Consider the following 17,807-nt stretch of genomic DNA (forward strand, 5'->3'; position numbering starts at 1 on the left):
TGACCTATGAATCAGTGTGGGAGGCACAAAAGTTTCACTTTAGCAACTTTAATGATGACCAGCGAATAAAGTGAACACTGTTATTAGTAAAAAACCACTAGTTGCCCACATTAGAAATGTAAGGAAAGAGAGCTGTTTCTTAGCTTTCCAAAGCATTTCATGAATTGTGACATATCCAAGTGAACCGATAGCACTTCCCATAATGAGGCCTTGCAGGTGAAGAGCTTTTCCTTCCATCAAAATGCCAAAAACTGTGCCAGTACCGAGAATAAGAGAAAGTAATAAAGTCGTTAATAAAAAGGAAATATATTTATGTTTTGTAAAAAGAAATGGAATAATTAAAGCTAATCCTTCTGGAATATGGTGAACGACAATTGCTATTAAAAAGGGAATGGCAGAGTCATTATGATTTATAAAAGCTGTACCTAACGCAAATCCACTCGGTATATTATGAATAAATATAGCGAAAGAGAGAAAAAGGAAGGTTTGCCATGCTTGTTGATCTTTTTTATGTATCATTGGATGGTGACAATAGTTATCTAATAAGCTCATAACTAAAATACCGATAGCTATACCAAGTATAGGCCCAACCATTTCGTAGCTTGAAAATGTTTCAGGAATAATTTCAAGGGATAAAAGCCCAAGTAAAATACCACCACATAATGCGTATAAACGATGCATCTTTTCTTCAATAAGTTGGCGTGTTGCTACTCCAACAGCACCTCCTAAAAGTAATCCACCGAACGAAAAAAATGTTACAATCATTGGAATCCATAAACGTTCCATAGTATCACACTCCGATTCTATTCCCTTATTTTTAGCTTACGAAAAGGAAAGTTAGATTAGTCCAAGTAATTGTGTTTGATTATAGAGAAAAAAGTAGTGATTCGTTATAATTTATATATTAAATTTAAGTGAGAAAATGAAAAGGGGAATTGGTTATGCAACAAATTAAAAAAATAGGAAACTCATTTTGGTATATGACACCTGTTTCTGAAACAGATAGACCTATCTTAGGAATGGTTGTTGGACAAGAAAAAACTTTAATGATCGATGCAGGGAATTCAGAGGAACATGCACAATTATTTTTAGAAATGTTAAAAGAAAAAAATGTATCGAATCCTGATTTTGTAGCACTAACGCATTGGCATTGGGATCATATTTTTGGATTGCCTGTATTACAAAATGCTTTAATTATTGCGCATATTGAAACGAAAAAAGAAATGCAGTCACTAGTATCTTATGAATGGACAGATGAAGCGTTGGATGCACGCGTAAAAGAGGGTACTGAAATTGCATTTTGTGCGGATTGCATAAAAAAAGAGTTTGAAGAAAAAGCGAGAAATATTAACATTATTCCTCCGGCCTTAACGTTCCAGGATCAAATTGAATTAGATCTTGGTGAGGTGACATGCGTGTTAAAACATGTGGGCGGAGATCATGCACATGATTCAGTTGTTATGTACATAAAAGAAGAAAAGATATTGTTTTTAGGGGACTGTATATATGCAGATATTTTTTCCTCGAAGTGGAACTATACGACGAAAAGAACGTTTGCATTAATAGATGAATTAGAAAAATTTGATGCTGAGACATATATTCTTTCTCATGGGGAAGCGATAAATCGAGAGGAGTTTTTACAAGAGATTCGCATGTTAAAAGCAGTAGGAACTTATACAGAAGCTCATAAGGGCGATGAAGAGAAGATAAAGGTAGCGTACAAACAAGAACTAGATAGAGAATTAAATGAAGATGAGTTAGAAACAATAACGTATTTTGTCAATGGTTATGAAATGAATAATCTGTAAGACACTACATTAATCAAATATAATTAAATTGCACAAAAAGAGTATTGAAATTTAATTCAATACTCTTTTCAATAGTTAAATGTGTAGTTTCAACCAAATTCTAAATATGGGGGTTCATCGTCTGAAGTGATTTCAATCTATTTATTTTTCGTATAGATAGTGATTCAAGTAGAAGCTTTCTTTGCTAATTCAGTAATATACTCGAAGAAAGTATCATGTTTTACATCGTAAACGACATTTACAGGTCGTCCATTAGCAGTTTCCTCTGTACGTCCTTGGCTTGGTCCGTATGTATGAACGATACTATTAATTGTTTTAGTTTTTGCAAGGTTAGTGTTTCCGACAAGCGCGGTAGTTAGTACATCCCATAAATAGTAGGTAGAGTTCGTTGAGAAGTGAACGAGAGGGGGAACCATTGCATAGCATTGACCAAGGAAATCCATACCAATATACTTTCGTTCTTTTGCCCATTGTTCACGTATGTTTATAGTTAACGGAACTTGGTTTGTACTTTCTAGTGTCACTAAGTCGATTTTAATTTTTGCATCCCATACACGAGCCACTGCTTCAGGGTCCCAAAACGAATTCCACTCAGCTGTTCCATCATGCTCTGGTTCATGTACATTGCCTGCTGTAAGAAATGTACCACCCATCCAAACGAGACATTCAATTTTATCTTCAATTATGGGAGCTTCATATAACGCACGAGCAAGGTCAGTTAGGGGCCCGGTAAATAATAAAGTTGTTTTTCCTTCCGTTTGTAGAAGTGTTTCTATTAAATGGTGATGTGCAGGCTTTGCTACCATGGGTGTTACAACTTTTCCAGACTCATTTAAAATTGGTAAAGCATCTACATAAAATGCATGCATCCGCCAGTCTTTCGGAAACGGGTTTTGCCCGCGAGAGTTTGAAGCGGCTACTGCAATATTATCTTTGCTGAAGCGATCAATAATTTTACGACTTGCAGACATTGCAGGTTCTAAATAGCAGTCTGCTGGGATAACAGATACACCGGTAAGTTCAACGTTTTCCATTTGAAGTAATAAAAATAATGAAATTAAATCATCTACGCCGCCATCATGATTGAAGTATACTTTTTTCTTCATTGTAATCTCCATCCTATATGATTTAGTTAGAAATTAAATATGAATTGAGGAAAAGTCATCAATAATTTCCACCACTTCAATTTCTCCATTAATCAGTAGCTCAGGAAGCTCATTTCTAATATTTCCTTTCCAATACTTTCTAGCTTGTTCGATTTTTTGAGAAAAAGGAATACCATCTTCTTTCGGTAAAAGATTCCCGTCACCTTCAAAAGACCTTCCGATTACTCGTAGTTTAACAATCTGTAAAACTTCTCGATTGTAAGAATCAAATAATGCTTTCCATTTTAAAGTATCTTCATAGCTTTTTGAAGCGTATAAACAAGATAACCTGGAAGGGTATTCAGGGAATTCTTGTAGTCTAACCATTTCTACAATTGTTTCTCTAACTGCTCTAATTGTTTGATCCATATAACTCATAACTACTTTAGCATTTTCATTATTTATATGTAATTCGTCATTTTTATAGTGATTATTTAAAATTTGTATGCCATCTTCACCATTAGCATTTAATTGTTCTCTTTCAAAAAAGAAGTGATATAGAGTATTTTGTTGATTTTTGTTAAAAGGAATCATTTGTCCAATATGCATTTTTTTCCTTGTTACGATGTGATATGCGTAAAATTCTGCTTCATTCATGGTTATCCTCCTAGTAATAATGTAATGCAATGTTAAATTTAGTAATTCAACATTGAAATATATAAAACCTTTATAAGTAAAAGTGAGAATTTGAGTTGAAAGTAAAGAAAATACATGAAAACGTTTTAAATTTGTTCACAAAATGTTCACTTACGAAGGGGGTTCCAATGTCGATATAATGACAAAGACTCAAAGAGAGAGGATGATGAAATTTGCCAACAACAAGAAAAGAAAACCTCCAATTTGGCATGATGATGTGCCTTGGAATGGTTATCGTAATGACGTTTTACAATTTACTAATGAATGAAATAGGAGGACCAATTTATATTAAAGAGATTGCATTAGAACTATTAATTGGCTTTATTATTGCGCTATTAATTGAAATAAGTATAGTTGGACCTTGTGCGAAAAAAATTGTATTCATGTTGCCATTTGATAAATCTAAGAAAATAAATATTATCGTTGCAATGGCGACAACTATGGTAATCGGAATGGTGTTCTTTATGTCATTTTTCGGTATGGCTATGATGCATTTACATGGTGGACTACAAGGAGATTCATTTGTTTCAATTTATTTTTCGATTTTTATTAAAAATTTCATAATGGCATATCCATTACAATTAATTATTATGGGACCGCTTGTACGTTTCTTATTTGCAAAGTTTGTTATGAAAAAGAAATCTTTTAATGTAGCGTAATCTTATTTATAAAACATTATATATAAATAATTAAAAAACGCATCTCGCATTTTTGAGGTGTGTTTTTTTCATTCCAAGTTATTTTCATAGTGATGTGACATTTGTCCTTTTGCCATTATAGGATGATGGTTTTTAATTAAGTCAGAAATAAAGGATGAGGAGATGATTTTTTGAAAGGTATTCTATTTGCTGTTTTTGCGGGGATATTTATAACACTTCAAGGAACCTTTAATGCGAAACTTAGTTCACATATCGGTATATGGTCGACGAGTATTATAACCCATTTAATTGGATTCATTATTGCAACAACTGTATTTTTGTTAAAGAAAGAAGAGAAAGTAACGGATTTAAAGAGTGTAAAAAAAATATATTTAGTAACGGGTGCATTTGGTGGATTCATTATTTGTGCAGAAACTATGGCGATATATTCACTAGGAGTTACATTGACAGCTGGCACACTAATGGTTGCTCAATTGTTAACGGCAACAGTTATTGAAATGAAAGGACTGTTTCATATAAAAAAGATACAGATGGAGAGATATCATATTGTGGGAACAATAGTAATGATTATAGGTATTGTTGTATTTAATATGTAAATGAAAGGAGGAAATGAATATGGAGAATAGATCAGGTTTAATTACGCATTATTTGAAAATCAATAAAACGCTCGAGGTTTTTTCAGAAATAGATACAGCATATTTTCAATTAAATCATTTTGAAAAAGGCGAGCTTATTTGCAATATAGATGACGAAATGGATCGTTTATATTTTGTTGTTAAAGGTAAAGTAAAAGTTTATACGATTACACCTGAAGGGAAGAAACTAATCCTTCGCTTTATCAATCCACTCGCAATTGTTGGTGATATTGAATTAATTCAAAATAGCAAAGCACATAATGTCGTTGAAGCTTGTTCAGATGTTGTAGCGATTTCCATTTCTAATACGGTTATTAGAAACAAGTTATTACATGATCCTATATTTATGAAATTCTTACTTGAAAACATTGCGAACACGTTAAAAATATCGACTCGTTTTACTGCTCTTAATTTACTTTATCCTGTAGAAGTACGTGTAGCTAGTTATTTACTTTCAATTTCAACAGATAGTAACGGAAATATGTACAAAGGGGATTTGGATACGACTTCGGTAACGAGTATTGCAGACTTTATAGGGGTAAGTTATAGGCACGTAATTCGGGTATTACAAAGATTTTATAATGAAAAATTAATTGAAAAAAGTAATGGAGTTATTGTCATTAAAGATTTTTCTAGAATGAAGGAAGTCGCTAAAAATAATATATATGAGCAATGAAAGGGAGAGGAAGATTTTGATTGGATTTAGTTTAGCTATACTAGCAGGAATATTAATTAGCTTACAATCTATTTTTAATGCAAAAGTAAATGAAAATGTAGGACAGTGGTTAACGACTACATGTGTCCTTGGAATAGGTCTCATTAGTTCTATTCTATTTTATATCATTACAGAAAACAGTATTAGCATTAAAGTGTATACTGCAAATTATTTGTTTTATGTAAGTGGACTGTTTGGCATCGGGTTAATTATTTGTATAATGGGTGCAATAAAGAGTTTAGGTCCAGCATATACGGTGCTAATTAGTCTTATTACTCAATTGGTCGTTGCGTTATGTATTGATACATTTGGATTATTTGGAATGGAGAGCATTCCATTACAAATAAATAAATTAGTTGGTATAGGTTTATTAATTGTGGGAGTAGGTATTTTTAAAAATCTATTTTCGAATAAGAAAGCTATTCATATAAGAAAGGATAGGGTCTAAAGAATTTAAAGGTAAAAGCTGTTGACGGTCAGAACATATACAATTAAAAAGTAGTAAGTGGGTTATAAGAAGAGAGGGTAAGTGATTCAACATATGTTGCAAGATGGTGTACATGATTTGGAAATCGATGAGATTCAACATTTTAGCTCCTACGTAAAGTGCATGCAAGATTTTATCCCGCTATTTGTCGGGCAGTAAGACCCCTACCTCAAAATTCAGCGAGAGCAAAGAAGTTAGGTGGGGTTCGGGCTGCCCGTAAAAGCTCGATTGGTGAGGGCTAATAATCAGTGGGGGATGAGCAAAGCCCCCACTGATTAAAGTTTCACTTCACAATTATGTTTCTGCCTTTGATTTTATTAAAATTAACATTTATGACCTAAGTATAAATGTATTGAGCTCTTCTTTACTTTTTTATTTTTTGAACCGTAAATGAACAAACTTCAACATTTTTATTAAGTTTACAATTCTCATCATTATACGCGTACTACCGTCCCAATCTTTATTTGTAGCTATATCTTTAAAGAAAGGGGAGCAGCTCAATACTTTTATTGTAGAGGACCATTTTTCTATTGATTTTGGATTATTTACGTAAAAATACATCATAGCACCGTTATTACCAGATTTTTTTACAGTAGCATTCGAAAGATTCAGTGCGAACTTTGATTCAGCGTCAAAATATAATTCTCCTGCAGGGAAACGTTTTGACATAGCGACTACGATCTTTTTTAAATCTTCTTCTTTAAAGTAATAAAACACACCTGCTGATATAAAAAGAATACCGTCGTTTGGATTATATTTTATATCGTCAAACCAAGAAGTATCAAAAAATGATTTAGCAATGCTAATGTTTCTAGGGGTATCTTCAATTAAAGTTTTGCGAAAAGAGATTGCATCGGGCAAATCAAGATTGTACCAATGTATTGTACCGTTATCGATTCTTGAAAAAGTAGTGTCTAGTCCGGAACCGATGTTTACAATAGTAGCATTCGGGTGTTTTATTATAAATTGTTTTATCGTATCGTCAATTTTTCGTGCACGGGTAATGTATGTGATACATCCGTATTCGCCAAATGTATTTGCTATTGTTGAGAAGTCAAAATCACATTCTTTAATTATTCGAATAGCTTCTATATCATCTAAAATATCCTTATTTTTCTCACTGCCATATGCTCTTCCCCATAGTGGAATAAGCATTGTACCTTGTACAGATTGCAAATCTAATTCTTTAACCATGAAACATCCTCCGTTTAATAATAAACAATATACCTAGTCGTTATTTAACATTTTTGAGAGCATTGTATTTGTTTTATATAGTCCATAAGTTAAATCCCGTCTATCTTCTTCAGATAACTTTTCGAGGTTTACTGTGAAATTATTATATATTTGTTTCCATCTCTCATAATGTACTTTTTCGGCTTTTTCTGTCAGAGAGATTAATATAGCTCTTTTGTCTACCATATCTTGCTTTTTTATGATGTATCCGTTTTGTTCTAAGTTACGCACTGTTACACTTAATTGTTGTTTAGGGATGTTTAAATAACTAGCAATCATTTTTAAGTTTACAGGCACCTTTTGCTGGGCGATATACTCTACTACGTGTTGTTCTAAATGTGTAAATTCTGAGGATTTCTCCGATAGTAATTTAAAAGTACCTGACATATTTAATAATAAATTCATGTATTCGTTTAATAATTCGTTTTGGGTCATTGTTTTTGATTCCTTTATGAATTTAGTTATTATTTTATTACTAAATTTACTGTAAATCAATTAAAATTACTCTTTATAGTAAATGAATGTTTACTAATAACTGTTTTTTTGAATTTATGTGGACTGAATTATAAGGGTGCGAGAAGTGGTTTTAGGTAAGGAGAATATAACCGAAAAAAAAATATTACTAAACGTATATAACTAATGAATACAATGTCTTTTTCGGTTATTATGTTGTAAATAATTTTATGATAAAATCTTTTACATAATGAAATAAAGGGGTAGTATTCTATGGGTTATTTCTCAAACGGTTTATTAGTTTTGTTTGTGCTAATCGTATGCAGTTGTATATTTTTTGGTTGATAATATAATGAGAGTCTTATATAAAAGAAGTTATCTTAAGTGAGATAACTTCTTTTTACTTTATATTGAGAAGGAATTCTATCTTTCTTATTGAAGTTTGTTCTAGTTATTTTTACATCAATCAGATTTGTGTAAAGGGAATTTTATGAAATATAAACAAGCCAGAGAATAGGGAGTATTTACATGGAAAATAGTATACGCTACACAAGTGAACATCCTACAGATTTTAATGGATTATTATCCTTATACGAATCTTTAGGATGGAATTCTCTTAAATTAACGGTTAACGAGTTAGAACGAATGTGTAAGCAAAGTTGGTATGCAATTTATGTTTTTGATGATAAGAGGTTAGTAGGGATGGGGCGTGTCATATCAGATGGAGTCATAACAGGCATTATTTGTGGAGTTGGTGTATTGCCAAAATATCAGTCTAGTGGCATCGGAAAAGAAATAGTGAAACGATTAATCCAGCACTGTGAACAAAACAAGGTTATTCCACAACTTATGTGTGTAGAAAAGTTGCAATCTTACTATGAATCTATAGGGTTTGAAGCATTCTCTATTGGGATGACAAAACATATTATAAGATAGAGGTGCTTTATCCCGCTATTTGCCGGGTAGTAAAACCCCCACTGATTAAAGTTTCACTTTATATTTTCAGTTTACTCGTACATATTTTCAAACTTCAACATAAAGGAGAATGGCTGTATGGAGATTGCTAAAGGGATAGAAATGTTACAACTTGAATTTCAAGAATTTGTTATTCATCCAATTCTTTTATGGAATGATGAAATGGCAGTATTAATAGATACGGGTTTCCCAGGACAAATTGAAGATATACAAGTAGAGATGGAAAAGGTTGGGGTATCATTTGATAAGTTAAAAGTCGTGATTTTGACGCATCAGGATATTGATCATATAGGTAGTCTTCCGGAGTTGTTGCAGCGCTGTCGAAGTAATATTAAAGTTTATGCGCACGAACTAGATAAGCCATATATCGAGGGGGATTTACCTTTATTGAAGGACGGAAATATAGAGAACCGACCAAAAGGAAAAGTGAGTGATACTGTGATTGACGGGCAAGAACTTCCGTATTGCGGTGGAATACTAATTCTTCATACTCCAGGGCATACTCCGGGTCATATTAGTTTATATTTGAAACAAAGCAAAATTCTTGTCGCTGGAGACTCGATGTATAGTGTGAATGGAGTGTTAGGAGGAATTCATGCCCCAACAACTTTAAATATTATGGAAGCACGGCAGTCTTTGAAGAAGTATTTAAATTTACATATTGAATCTGTAGTTTGTTACCATGGGGGATTTAGTAAGGGGAATATAAATGTTCAACTTCAAAATTTGTAAAAGTTAAAGTGAAATTTTGTGTTAAACAGCATTGAAGTATAATCTGATTATTAGTATATAAATAAATTATAAAAGAGCATGTTTGAAAAAATTCAAACATGCTCTTTTATTAAAGCAAATCAGTTTAATATGAATGACCTAATCCGTTCCAATAAAAAGAAACGATTTCTTGTGATAATTCATCTATATTTGCAAGAATAGGATTGTGATTTTCATCTTTAAAATTCCCAATTGATAATAAAGATACGAAAGCATGGGCCGCAAATTTAGCGTTTCCTTTCGGGATTTCTCCGATGTGCATCGCATTATCGAGTGCTTTTTCTAGTACTTCATACATATTATCTTCAGCATTTTTTAATTGTTTCAATTGTTCTTCAGATAACGACAGTTTTGCATCTTTCATAAAATTTTTCATATCAATATCCATCGTTGCGTGTAAGTAAACTTTAGCGAAGTCTAATAATCTTTCTTCTAACGTTTTGTTTGTAGAGAGTATTTGAGACATATTCTCACGTATACGTACCATCATTTCGATCATAGTAGCGGTAAATAAATCGGCTTTTGTTGAATAGTAATAGTAGACAGTTGCTTTCGTAACACCACAAACTTTTGCGACCTCATCCATAGAAACGACTTGATAATTTTGTGTAAGAAATAAGCGAGTTGCTACTTCTAAAATGGTTTCTTTTGTAGATTTTGTATTTTTATTTTGACGCGGCCTTCCGAGAGGACGTTGTTTTTGTTCCAAATACATTCGCTCCTGACATTTATGATTGAGATAATTATAACATAATTTTCAATCATTCTTGATTAATTAACCGACCAGTATATATAATTAATAATGGAGGAAAAAAGGAAGGTGGGTTTTTATGAAAAAGCACCCGTTACATATGTTAGGGAGGCTTGTAGCAGGGAGAAATACGCAGTGGATCACTTTATCGGTGTGGATTCTTATTACATTATTACTTTCATTTACGTTACCACAAGTAAACAGTACGAAAGAGCCGAATCCGAAAAATTTACCTGAAACAGCAATGTCACAGCAAGCGGAAGCGCTTATGAAAAAAGAGTTTCCGAATAATGCAGGGAATCCGTTGTTAGTAGTATGGTATAGAGATGGTGGATTACAGTCACAGGATTATAAACTCATACAAGATGTTTATAAGGAGTTAAAAGCTAGTCCTTTAAAAGAACAATCAACGTTACCACCATTTGATACAATCCCAGAGCAAGTATTATCAAAAAGTGCGTCAAAAGATGGTACATCATTTGTTACACCGGTATTTTTTAATAAATCTGCTGGTACGGATATATTAAAAGGAAATCTTGAAGAGTTTAGAAAAATAGTGAATAGTAAGGTGGATGAAGATCCATTTAAACAAAAAATAAGTGAATCTGGTTTACATGTTCGATTATCAGGACCTGTAGGTATTCAAACGGATGCAGTTAGTTTATTTAGTCAAGCAGATGTGAAATTGTTAGTCGCTACTGTACTACTAGTGTTAGTTTTGTTAATTTTACTGTATCGTTCACCAATTTTAGCGATTTTACCTATACTTGTTGTTGGCTTTGCATACGGTATTATTAGTCCTACACTCGGTTTTTTAGCTGATCACGGATGGATTAAAGTAGATGCCCAAGCGATATCAATTATGACAGTATTATTGTTTGGCGCTGGAACGGACTATTGTCTATTTTTAATTTCGAGATATAGAGAGTACTTGTTAGAAGAAGAAAGTAAATATAAAGCATTGCAACTTGCGATTAAAGCATCTGGCGGTGCAATAATAATGAGTGCGTTAACTGTTGTACTTGGATTAGGAACATTACTACTTGCTCATTATGGTGCCTTTCATCGATTTGCAGTACCATTTAGTGTTGCTGTATTTATAATGGGAATCGCGGCTTTAACGATTTTACCAGCACTATTATTAATTTTCGGTAGAATTGCATTTTTCCCGTTTATACCGAGAACAACTTCAATGAATGAGGAGTTTGCAAGAAAGAAAAAGAGAGCTGTAAAAGTTGAAAAATCAAAAGGCTCCTTTAGTAAAAAACTTGGAGATATTGTAGTACGAAGACCGTGGACAATAATTATGCTAACTGTATTTGTATTAGGCGGATTGGCTTCATTCGTACCACGTATTCAATACACATATGACTTATTAGAGTTGTTTCCAAAGGATATGCCTTCTCGTGAAGGGTTTACGTTAATTAGTGATCATTTCTCAGCTGGTGAACTAGCACCAGTAAAAGTTGTTGTTGATACGAAAGGCAAAGAGCTTCCTATTAAACAAGAACTAGAGAAATTTTCTTTCGTAAATACAGTGAAAGAGCCAAAAGAGGGAAAAGAAAATAAGCAAATACAAATGTATGAAGTTTCTTTAGCGGAAAATCCATACTCAATTGAAGCGTTAGATCAAATTCCTAAATTGAAAAGTAATGTAGAAAAAGTATTAAAAGATGCTGGGATTAGTAATGCTGAAGAGCAATTGTGGATTGGTGGAGAAACAGCTTCATTATATGATACAAAGCAAATTACGGAACGTGATGAATCAGTAATTATTCCAGTAATGATTAGCATTATCGCTTTACTATTACTTGTCTATTTACGATCGGTTGTTGCGACGATTTATTTAATTGTAACCGTTGTCCTATCATTCTTCTCAGCGTTAGGAGCAGGATGGATATTACTTCATTACGGTATGGGAGCGCCGGCCATTCAAGGTGCGATACCGTTGTACGCATTCGTATTTTTAGTTGCTTTAGGTGAAGATTATAATATCTTTATGGTTTCAGAAATATGGAAAAACAGAAAGACACAAAATCACTTGGATGCAGTAAAAAATGGTGTAATACAAACAGGTAGTGTTATTACATCGGCAGGTTTAATTTTAGCAGGAACTTTTGCTGTGTTAGGTACACTTCCAATTCAAGTATTAGTTCAATTTGGTATTGTAACTGCAATTGGCGTATTACTAGATACGTTTATCGTAAGACCGTTACTTGTACCCGCGATTACAGTAGTTTTAGGTCGATTTGCTTTTTGGCCAGGTAAACTTTCAAGAAAGAGTGAAGAAATACAAAAGGTGGATGCATAGTGAAAAAAGCCAAGGATATTTCCCTTGGCTTTTTTCAATGTAGTTAATTAATTTTTTGAAGTCAAATCATCAGCTGCAGCGTGATCAGCATCTTCAATTGTTGTTTCGGGCATTCCGTATAAGCCGTTCATTGCTTGTTCTTCGATAGTAAGGTTTGCAGTATTATTATTTTGAATAGATGTAGTGTTTTCAGTAACATGTTCTTTTTTATTCATATTTTTGTCATTCATGTATGTATCCTCCAAATTTCATTTGATTTATCTATAGTATGTGGATGGATTTCCAGAAATATGTGAATTGATTCTTACATATGTTATATAAATAAATAATTAGGGTCAAATGTAAACTGTTAGGAGTGAACAATTATGGTGAAAGCAAGGGAATTAGCCTTCTAAAATAAAAAGAAAATTTTAGGAGGCTATTAGAATGAAGTTTCATGTAATTGATAGAGAAGATTGGAATAGAGAGCAGCATTTTGAGCATTATTTAAAGTTGAAATGTACATTTAGTATGACTGTGAATGTTGATATCACGATGTTATTAGGGGAAGTATATCAAAAGGGAATAAAATTTTATCCCGTTTTTATATATTTAATTTCTAGAGTAGTAAATAATCATAAAAAATTTCGAACATGTTTTAACGATGAAGGAGTTGTAGGCTATTGGGAGGAAATGATACCGAGTTATACAATCTTTCATAAAGATGATAAGTCTTTTTCAAGTATATGGACGGATTATTCAAGTGATTTCCGCACTTTCTATAATAATTATGAAGACGATATGAGATGCTATGCTAGTGTTCATGGTCTTTTCACGAAAGAAAATATTCCGCCTAATGTATTTCCGATTTCTAGCATACCTTGGACTAGTTTTACTGGATTTAATCTTAATATTAATAATGATGAAAATTTTCTATTGCCAATTATAACTTGTGGGAAATATTTTAACGATGGAAACAAGGTTATGCTACCAGTTTCATTACAAGTACATCATTCGGTTTGTGATGGATATGATGCGAGTCAATTTATAGAAGATTTACAGCAGTTAAGTAATACTTGCAACGAGTGGCTTAAGTAATATCTAATTTTTAATTATATAAAGTGAAACTTTAATCAGTGGGGTGTCAGCCCCCGCTGATTATTAGCCCGACCCCCACCTAACTTCTTTGCTTTCGCTGAATTTTGAGGTGGGGGTCTTACTGCCCGGCAAATAGCGGGATAAAATTGAAAATGAATAAAAGAAGAGACCATGTTTATATTACATGGTCTCTTTTTATTATTCATTAATACTAAGTAATCGTGGAAAATATAGGGTGATTTGTAGTTTAATAGTAAAGAGGGTGATTAGTGTTAATTTTCTTTGTTTTTAAAAATTTAAGGATATAAATGTTTTAATAGGGGGTAATAAAGTGAAGTTCATAAGCATTGAAAAAGATGAGATCCTAATTGAGAATATGGCAAATTTGTATTGTAAAGTATTTGAGAAAACAAATTTCAATGAAATGATCGAGAGAATGAACAGGCATATAGAATATACAGGTTTTAAAGGTATAGTAGCAATAAATGATGAAAATGAAGTAGTTGGTTTTACTTATGGTTATCGCTCAATCGAGGGACAGTACTATAATCAATTAATGAGAGAAGCGTTACATCTAGAGCAAGTAGACGAATGGTTACAAGATTGTTTTGAATTTGTAGAGTTAGCAGTCCACCCACAATATCAAAATGAAGGTCTTGGAACGAAATTACATAATGAATTATTAGAAGGGATTCCAAATAGAACGAGTGTTTTAACAACACAAATAAACAATGAAAAAGCACGTTCGTTATATGAAAGATTAGATTGGGTAAATGTATTAGAACCATTTCATCCAAGTAAAAATGATGTTCCATATGTAATAATGGGAAAAGCATTAAAAACAAAAGTGAATTGATAATTATGCCATTCACAAAAATGGTTGGTTTGTAATAATGAAGGGGAAAACGAAAATGACGAAAATATCTATAGAAAAAGTTACAATTTTAGATGCTGAGAAATTAACAGAAATAATGAAAAGAACATTTGATGCAGAAGCAAAACAATGGCTATACGGCCAAGATGATGTCATTGATTATAACATTCAACCGCCAGGATATTCTTCAGTTGAAATGATGGAATATTCCATTGAAGAATTGGATTCTTTCAAAGTTGTAATGGATAAAGAAATAATCGGAGGGATAATAGTTACGATTTCTGGTAAGTCGTACGGTCGAATTGATCGTATTTTTGTAGATCCTGTTTATCAAGGAAAAGGAATTGGATCACATGTTATGAAATTAATAGAAAAGGAATATCCGAACATAAAGATTTGGGATCTCGAAACATCTAGTAGACAAATTAACAATCATCACTTTTATAAAAAGATGGGTTACCAAATGATTTTTGAATCGGAAGATGAGTATTGTTACGTGAAAAGAATAAAAACAAGCTCAAACAAAGCGAGTGTAGTTACAAATAAAGATATGAAAAATAGTCAATACGAAAACTGTAATTTAGCAAATACAGAGTATTATCAAGTGAATTTAAAAAACAGTTCATTTGTTGGTAGCAATATAATGAATATGAATATGAGTAATTGTAATGTAAGTCAATCCAAGTTTAGAAATATAAATTTTAGAAGGTCATCATATGCAGATTTAAATCTTTCTGGCAGTAAATTTAATTTGGTGACTTTAGGTGGAGTGCAATTTAAAAATACAAGTCTCGGAGATGAGAAGGAACCTATTGTATTCGATAAATGTGATTTGGAAGGTAGCACTATAAGTAATAGTAATCTGAAAAATATTGAAATAGAAAATTGTGATATAGTCGGCATGAAACTAAATGGTATTCTGATTGAAAATTTGCTTGATTTATATAACAAGGTGAAAAGTTAACCAAATCCATATAGTCGTTAATCTTTTTGGAAATTAAGTATTATATCGAAATAATTATGTAAAAATGACATAAAGAAATACGGGCGAGAAGGTCATTCGTGAACGTTTCTAGAATACACACAAATATATTGTTATTTATATGGAGGAGAGAAAGATGGGAATCAACGTTAGAGCAGTAGAAATACAAGATGCTAGAGCAATTCATCGTATATGTATACAGGATGACGTTTTACCGTATATGGTTTTCTTACCTAGCATGCGTGTAGAAGCTATGGAAAATAGAATTCGAAATTTAGCACCAAATCAATTTGAATTTGTTGCAGAATATGATGGAGAAGTTGTTGGGTTTGTAGGTTTAACACAAAGTCCGGGCCGAAGATCTCATTCAGGCGATTTATTCATTGGGGTAGACAGTGAATATCATAATAAAGGAATTGGGAGAGTACTTCTTACGAAGATGCTTGATTTGGCTGATAATTGGTTAATGTTAGAGAGAGTAGAACTAGGTGTGTTAGAAACGAATCCAAAAGCAAAAGCTTTATATGAAAAATTTGGATTTGTAGAAGAGGGAGTAAAGATAGGGAATTTGAAAGCTCATGGAAAGTTTATTAATGAAATTATGATGAGTCGTTTTAGACCGAATGGTTTAATTGTACATAATGAATAGTTAAAAGCATGACAGTATACTGTCATGCTTTTTTATTAGAACTTGGCTGCAATAAAAATAATACTAAACCAATAAAAATAACGGTAATTCCTAGTCCTTGTTGTAAAGAAATGGTCTCATGTAATATAAAGTACGCTAGTATACAAGTGCCAATTGTTTCACCTAAAATACTCATTGAAATTACAGTAGCACTCATCCATTTTAATAACCAATTAAAAATGGTTTGTCCTAAAATTGTAGCAATGAAAGCTAATCCAATAAAGCACAACCAAGTTTGTGTAGAGTAATGGATGAAAGATTCTTGTTGCGTGAAAGCAAATATGCCAAGAAAGCCAGCACTACTTCCATAACTAATTACTGAATAGGGTATAAGTGACAAATCTTTACGAACGTGTTGGCTAATGAAAAAATAAGCAGTAATGATACCGGCAGCAATAAATGCTAAAATATCTCCATATAAAGCTTCTCCACTAATTTGGAAATCTTGCCAGCCAATGATGATACTACCTGAAATAGCGATGAGGCAACCAATAACTGCTCCTTTCGTAAATCTCTCCTTAAATAAAAAATAACCACCAATCATTGAGAACAAAGGTTGTAACGTTACGATAACTGTAGAGCTTGCTACAGAAGTATATTGTAATGATTCAAACCATAGTACATAATGTGCAGCTAAAAATAGCCCAGATACGAATCCAAGTGCCCATTGTTTTTTCGTTAAAGTTTTTAGCTCATTTCGACTATTTTTATTAAATAGTAATAACGGTAACAGAATTAGTGTGGCAAAGAATAATCGGTAAAAAGCAATGATTGTCGCAGGAGCATCTGCCAATTTTACAAAAATTGCTGAAGTTGATAAGGCGAATACACCAAAAAATAAGCTGCAATATGAAAGAATAGTTGATTTCAAAGTTTGTCCCTCCGATAGAATGTTTATTATAATAAACTTAATGCGATATAATGTACAAAAGTAAGTATATAAGTCCCAGAGATAATAGGGAAGGGTTATTTGCCTTTGTTTAGTATATCAGCACAAAGACAACGAAACATGCATTATGATGGACGAAAGGAAGTTTTACTATGATACATGATAGGCTTGGACAAACGGTATTAAGTTATCGTAAGAAAAATAATATGACAATTCGTGATTTCGCTGATTATGCGGGGATTAGTACATCACTAATTAGCCAAATTGAAAGAGGACATGCTAATCCTTCTTTAAATGTTTTGGAATTAATTGCAAAAGCATTAAATGTACCGCTGTTTACACTTTTTATTAACGATATTGATACAGATTCGCTCATTTCTAAGAAAAAAGATCGAAAAAAAGTATATCGGGAAAACAATGATCACATTGTATATGATGTATTAACACCTGATTTTATGAAAGCACGTATTGAAATGTTAATGATGGATTTAAATAAACAAGCAAATACAACAGAAAGCCATTATTCCCATGAAGATAAGGAAGAGATTGCTGTTATTATGAAAGGGGAAGTGTATGTGGAATTGGAGGGAAAAGAATATTTTTTAGAAGAAGGCGATGTTGTACGTATTCCACCGAATGTGAAGCATCGATTTTTGAATAAAAGTGATGAATCGAATCACATTTTATTTGTCCTGACACCATCTTTAGGATGAAAATA

The 17,807-nt window shown here is 32.5% G+C and carries 21 protein-coding genes; 13 read left to right on the forward strand and 8 right to left on the reverse strand.

Annotation, left to right across the window (positions count from 1 at the left end; genetic code table 11):
* Positions 1-48 precede the first annotated feature (48 nt).
* Entirely contained in the window at positions 49-786 is a 738-nt protein-coding gene (locus CQ064_RS21255) for a ZIP family metal transporter (RefSeq protein ID WP_000440632.1), read from the reverse strand.
* A 155-nt stretch (positions 787-941) separates the two neighbouring features.
* Between CQ064_RS21255 and CQ064_RS21260 the strand changes: the two genes are divergently transcribed.
* The gene (locus tag CQ064_RS21260) at positions 942-1,808 is read left to right on the forward strand and encodes an MBL fold metallo-hydrolase (RefSeq protein ID WP_001184107.1); all 867 of its coding nucleotides are present in this window, start codon (positions 942-944) and stop codon (positions 1,806-1,808) included.
* Between the two features lie 164 nt (positions 1,809-1,972).
* Here CQ064_RS21260 and CQ064_RS21265 read toward each other — a convergent pair whose 3' ends face one another.
* Together CQ064_RS21265 and CQ064_RS21270 are read right to left on the reverse strand one after the other, a co-directional pair.
* On the reverse strand, positions 1,973-2,926 hold the full coding sequence (locus CQ064_RS21265) for a nucleoside hydrolase (protein WP_003270533.1): 954 nt from the start codon (positions 2,924-2,926) through the stop codon (positions 1,973-1,975).
* Between the two features lie 21 nt (positions 2,927-2,947).
* Positions 2,948-3,550, reverse strand: a complete 603-nt coding sequence (locus CQ064_RS21270; RefSeq protein ID WP_001001050.1) for a DUF2441 domain-containing protein — start codon at positions 3,548-3,550, stop codon at positions 2,948-2,950.
* Positions 3,551-3,762: 212 nt separating this feature from the next.
* Between CQ064_RS21270 and CQ064_RS21275 the strand changes: the two genes are divergently transcribed.
* From CQ064_RS21275 to CQ064_RS21290, 4 genes are all read left to right on the forward strand, one after another.
* Positions 3,763-4,248, forward strand: coding sequence for a DUF2798 domain-containing protein (locus CQ064_RS21275; RefSeq protein ID WP_001143402.1), 486 nt, complete (start codon positions 3,763-3,765; stop codon positions 4,246-4,248).
* 170 nt (positions 4,249-4,418) lie between these two features.
* Entirely contained in the window at positions 4,419-4,844 is a 426-nt protein-coding gene (locus CQ064_RS21280; protein WP_000676260.1) for a DMT family transporter, read from the forward strand.
* A 19-nt stretch (positions 4,845-4,863) separates the two neighbouring features.
* Positions 4,864-5,559, forward strand: a complete 696-nt coding sequence (locus tag CQ064_RS21285) for a Crp/Fnr family transcriptional regulator (protein WP_000431597.1) — start codon at positions 4,864-4,866, stop codon at positions 5,557-5,559.
* Positions 5,560-5,575: 16 nt separating this feature from the next.
* A complete protein-coding gene (locus CQ064_RS21290) occupies positions 5,576-6,046 on the forward strand; it encodes a DMT family transporter (RefSeq protein WP_000579006.1) in 471 nt (156 codons plus the stop codon).
* A gap of 411 nt (positions 6,047-6,457) precedes the next feature.
* Here CQ064_RS21290 and CQ064_RS21295 read toward each other — a convergent pair whose 3' ends face one another.
* Both CQ064_RS21295 and CQ064_RS21300 read right to left on the reverse strand, forming a co-directional pair.
* On the reverse strand, positions 6,458-7,279 hold the full coding sequence (locus tag CQ064_RS21295; protein ID WP_000237901.1) for a class I SAM-dependent methyltransferase: 822 nt from the start codon (positions 7,277-7,279) through the stop codon (positions 6,458-6,460).
* A 33-nt stretch (positions 7,280-7,312) separates the two neighbouring features.
* Positions 7,313-7,753, reverse strand: a complete 441-nt coding sequence (locus tag CQ064_RS21300; RefSeq protein WP_000192923.1) for a MarR family winged helix-turn-helix transcriptional regulator — start codon at positions 7,751-7,753, stop codon at positions 7,313-7,315.
* A 546-nt stretch (positions 7,754-8,299) separates the two neighbouring features.
* Here CQ064_RS21300 and CQ064_RS21305 point away from each other — a divergent pair.
* Both CQ064_RS21305 and CQ064_RS21310 read left to right on the forward strand, forming a co-directional pair.
* Positions 8,300-8,707: a GNAT family N-acetyltransferase gene (locus tag CQ064_RS21305; RefSeq protein WP_000431735.1), complete on the forward strand. Its 408-nt coding sequence runs from the start codon at positions 8,300-8,302 to the stop codon at positions 8,705-8,707.
* A gap of 117 nt (positions 8,708-8,824) precedes the next feature.
* A complete protein-coding gene (locus CQ064_RS21310) occupies positions 8,825-9,478 on the forward strand; it encodes an MBL fold metallo-hydrolase (RefSeq protein WP_000401481.1) in 654 nt (217 codons plus the stop codon).
* A gap of 124 nt (positions 9,479-9,602) precedes the next feature.
* Here CQ064_RS21310 and CQ064_RS21315 read toward each other — a convergent pair whose 3' ends face one another.
* A complete protein-coding gene (locus CQ064_RS21315; protein ID WP_000436026.1) occupies positions 9,603-10,226 on the reverse strand; it encodes a TetR/AcrR family transcriptional regulator in 624 nt (207 codons plus the stop codon).
* 121 nt (positions 10,227-10,347) lie between these two features.
* Between CQ064_RS21315 and CQ064_RS21320 the strand changes: the two genes are divergently transcribed.
* The gene (locus CQ064_RS21320; protein WP_000716585.1) at positions 10,348-12,579 is read left to right on the forward strand and encodes an MMPL family transporter; all 2,232 of its coding nucleotides are present in this window, start codon (positions 10,348-10,350) and stop codon (positions 12,577-12,579) included.
* Between the two features lie 47 nt (positions 12,580-12,626).
* On the opposite strand, the gene CQ064_RS21325 is transcribed toward CQ064_RS21320, so the two are convergent.
* The gene (locus tag CQ064_RS21325; protein ID WP_000998365.1) at positions 12,627-12,809 is read right to left on the reverse strand and encodes a DUF4021 domain-containing protein; all 183 of its coding nucleotides are present in this window, start codon (positions 12,807-12,809) and stop codon (positions 12,627-12,629) included.
* Positions 12,810-13,005: 196 nt separating this feature from the next.
* On the opposite strand from CQ064_RS21325, the gene catA reads away from it, so the two are divergent.
* From catA to CQ064_RS21345, 4 genes are all read left to right on the forward strand, one after another.
* On the forward strand, positions 13,006-13,656 hold the full coding sequence (gene catA, locus CQ064_RS21330; protein WP_000668526.1) for a type A chloramphenicol O-acetyltransferase: 651 nt from the start codon (positions 13,006-13,008) through the stop codon (positions 13,654-13,656).
* A gap of 331 nt (positions 13,657-13,987) precedes the next feature.
* Complete coding sequence (locus CQ064_RS21335) at positions 13,988-14,512, forward strand: GNAT family N-acetyltransferase (RefSeq protein WP_000668804.1); 525 nt, start codon at positions 13,988-13,990, stop codon at positions 14,510-14,512.
* A gap of 37 nt (positions 14,513-14,549) precedes the next feature.
* Positions 14,550-15,494 carry a GNAT family N-acetyltransferase gene (locus CQ064_RS21340; protein WP_003270539.1) on the forward strand — a complete coding sequence of 315 codons (945 nt, stop codon included), beginning with the start codon at positions 14,550-14,552 and terminating at the stop codon, positions 15,492-15,494.
* A gap of 154 nt (positions 15,495-15,648) precedes the next feature.
* Positions 15,649-16,161, forward strand: a complete 513-nt coding sequence (locus CQ064_RS21345; protein ID WP_000512621.1) for a GNAT family N-acetyltransferase — start codon at positions 15,649-15,651, stop codon at positions 16,159-16,161.
* Between the two features lie 22 nt (positions 16,162-16,183).
* On the opposite strand, the gene CQ064_RS21350 is transcribed toward CQ064_RS21345, so the two are convergent.
* Positions 16,184-17,071 carry a DMT family transporter gene (locus tag CQ064_RS21350; protein ID WP_000843094.1) on the reverse strand — a complete coding sequence of 296 codons (888 nt, stop codon included), beginning with the start codon at positions 17,069-17,071 and terminating at the stop codon, positions 16,184-16,186.
* Between the two features lie 170 nt (positions 17,072-17,241).
* Between CQ064_RS21350 and CQ064_RS21355 the strand changes: the two genes are divergently transcribed.
* Complete coding sequence (locus tag CQ064_RS21355) at positions 17,242-17,802, forward strand: helix-turn-helix domain-containing protein (RefSeq protein ID WP_000581028.1); 561 nt, start codon at positions 17,242-17,244, stop codon at positions 17,800-17,802.
* Positions 17,803-17,807 lie beyond the last annotated feature (5 nt).

This window comes from Bacillus sp. MYb78, from assembly GCF_002975115.1.
In the GTDB taxonomy this organism is placed as follows: domain Bacteria; phylum Bacillota; class Bacilli; order Bacillales; family Bacillaceae_G; genus Bacillus_A; species Bacillus_A cereus.

Coding starts and splice junctions, on each gene's coding strand:
- CQ064_RS21270 (WP_001001050.1), bottom strand. CDS start 3,550: ATGAATGAAGCAGAATTTTACGCATATCACATCGTAACAAGGAAAAAA.
- CQ064_RS21305 (WP_000431735.1), top strand. CDS start 8,300: ATGGAAAATAGTATACGCTACACAAGTGAACATCCTACAGATTTTAAT.
- CQ064_RS21320 (WP_000716585.1), top strand. CDS start 10,348: ATGAAAAAGCACCCGTTACATATGTTAGGGAGGCTTGTAGCAGGGAGA.
- CQ064_RS21325 (WP_000998365.1), bottom strand. CDS start 12,809: ATGAATGACAAAAATATGAATAAAAAAGAACATGTTACTGAAAACACT.
- CQ064_RS21355 (WP_000581028.1), top strand. CDS start 17,242: ATGATACATGATAGGCTTGGACAAACGGTATTAAGTTATCGTAAGAAA.
- CQ064_RS21255 (WP_000440632.1), bottom strand. CDS start 786: ATGGAACGTTTATGGATTCCAATGATTGTAACATTTTTTTCGTTCGGT.
- CQ064_RS21260 (WP_001184107.1), top strand. CDS start 942: ATGCAACAAATTAAAAAAATAGGAAACTCATTTTGGTATATGACACCT.
- CQ064_RS21300 (WP_000192923.1), bottom strand. CDS start 7,753: ATGACCCAAAACGAATTATTAAACGAATACATGAATTTATTATTAAAT.
- CQ064_RS21265 (WP_003270533.1), bottom strand. CDS start 2,926: ATGGAGATTACAATGAAGAAAAAAGTATACTTCAATCATGATGGCGGC.
- catA (WP_000668526.1), top strand. CDS start 13,006: ATGAAGTTTCATGTAATTGATAGAGAAGATTGGAATAGAGAGCAGCAT.
- CQ064_RS21345 (WP_000512621.1), top strand. CDS start 15,649: ATGGGAATCAACGTTAGAGCAGTAGAAATACAAGATGCTAGAGCAATT.
- CQ064_RS21295 (WP_000237901.1), bottom strand. CDS start 7,279: ATGGTTAAAGAATTAGATTTGCAATCTGTACAAGGTACAATGCTTATT.
- CQ064_RS21285 (WP_000431597.1), top strand. CDS start 4,864: ATGGAGAATAGATCAGGTTTAATTACGCATTATTTGAAAATCAATAAA.
- CQ064_RS21340 (WP_003270539.1), top strand. CDS start 14,550: ATGAAGGGGAAAACGAAAATGACGAAAATATCTATAGAAAAAGTTACA.
- CQ064_RS21310 (WP_000401481.1), top strand. CDS start 8,825: ATGGAGATTGCTAAAGGGATAGAAATGTTACAACTTGAATTTCAAGAA.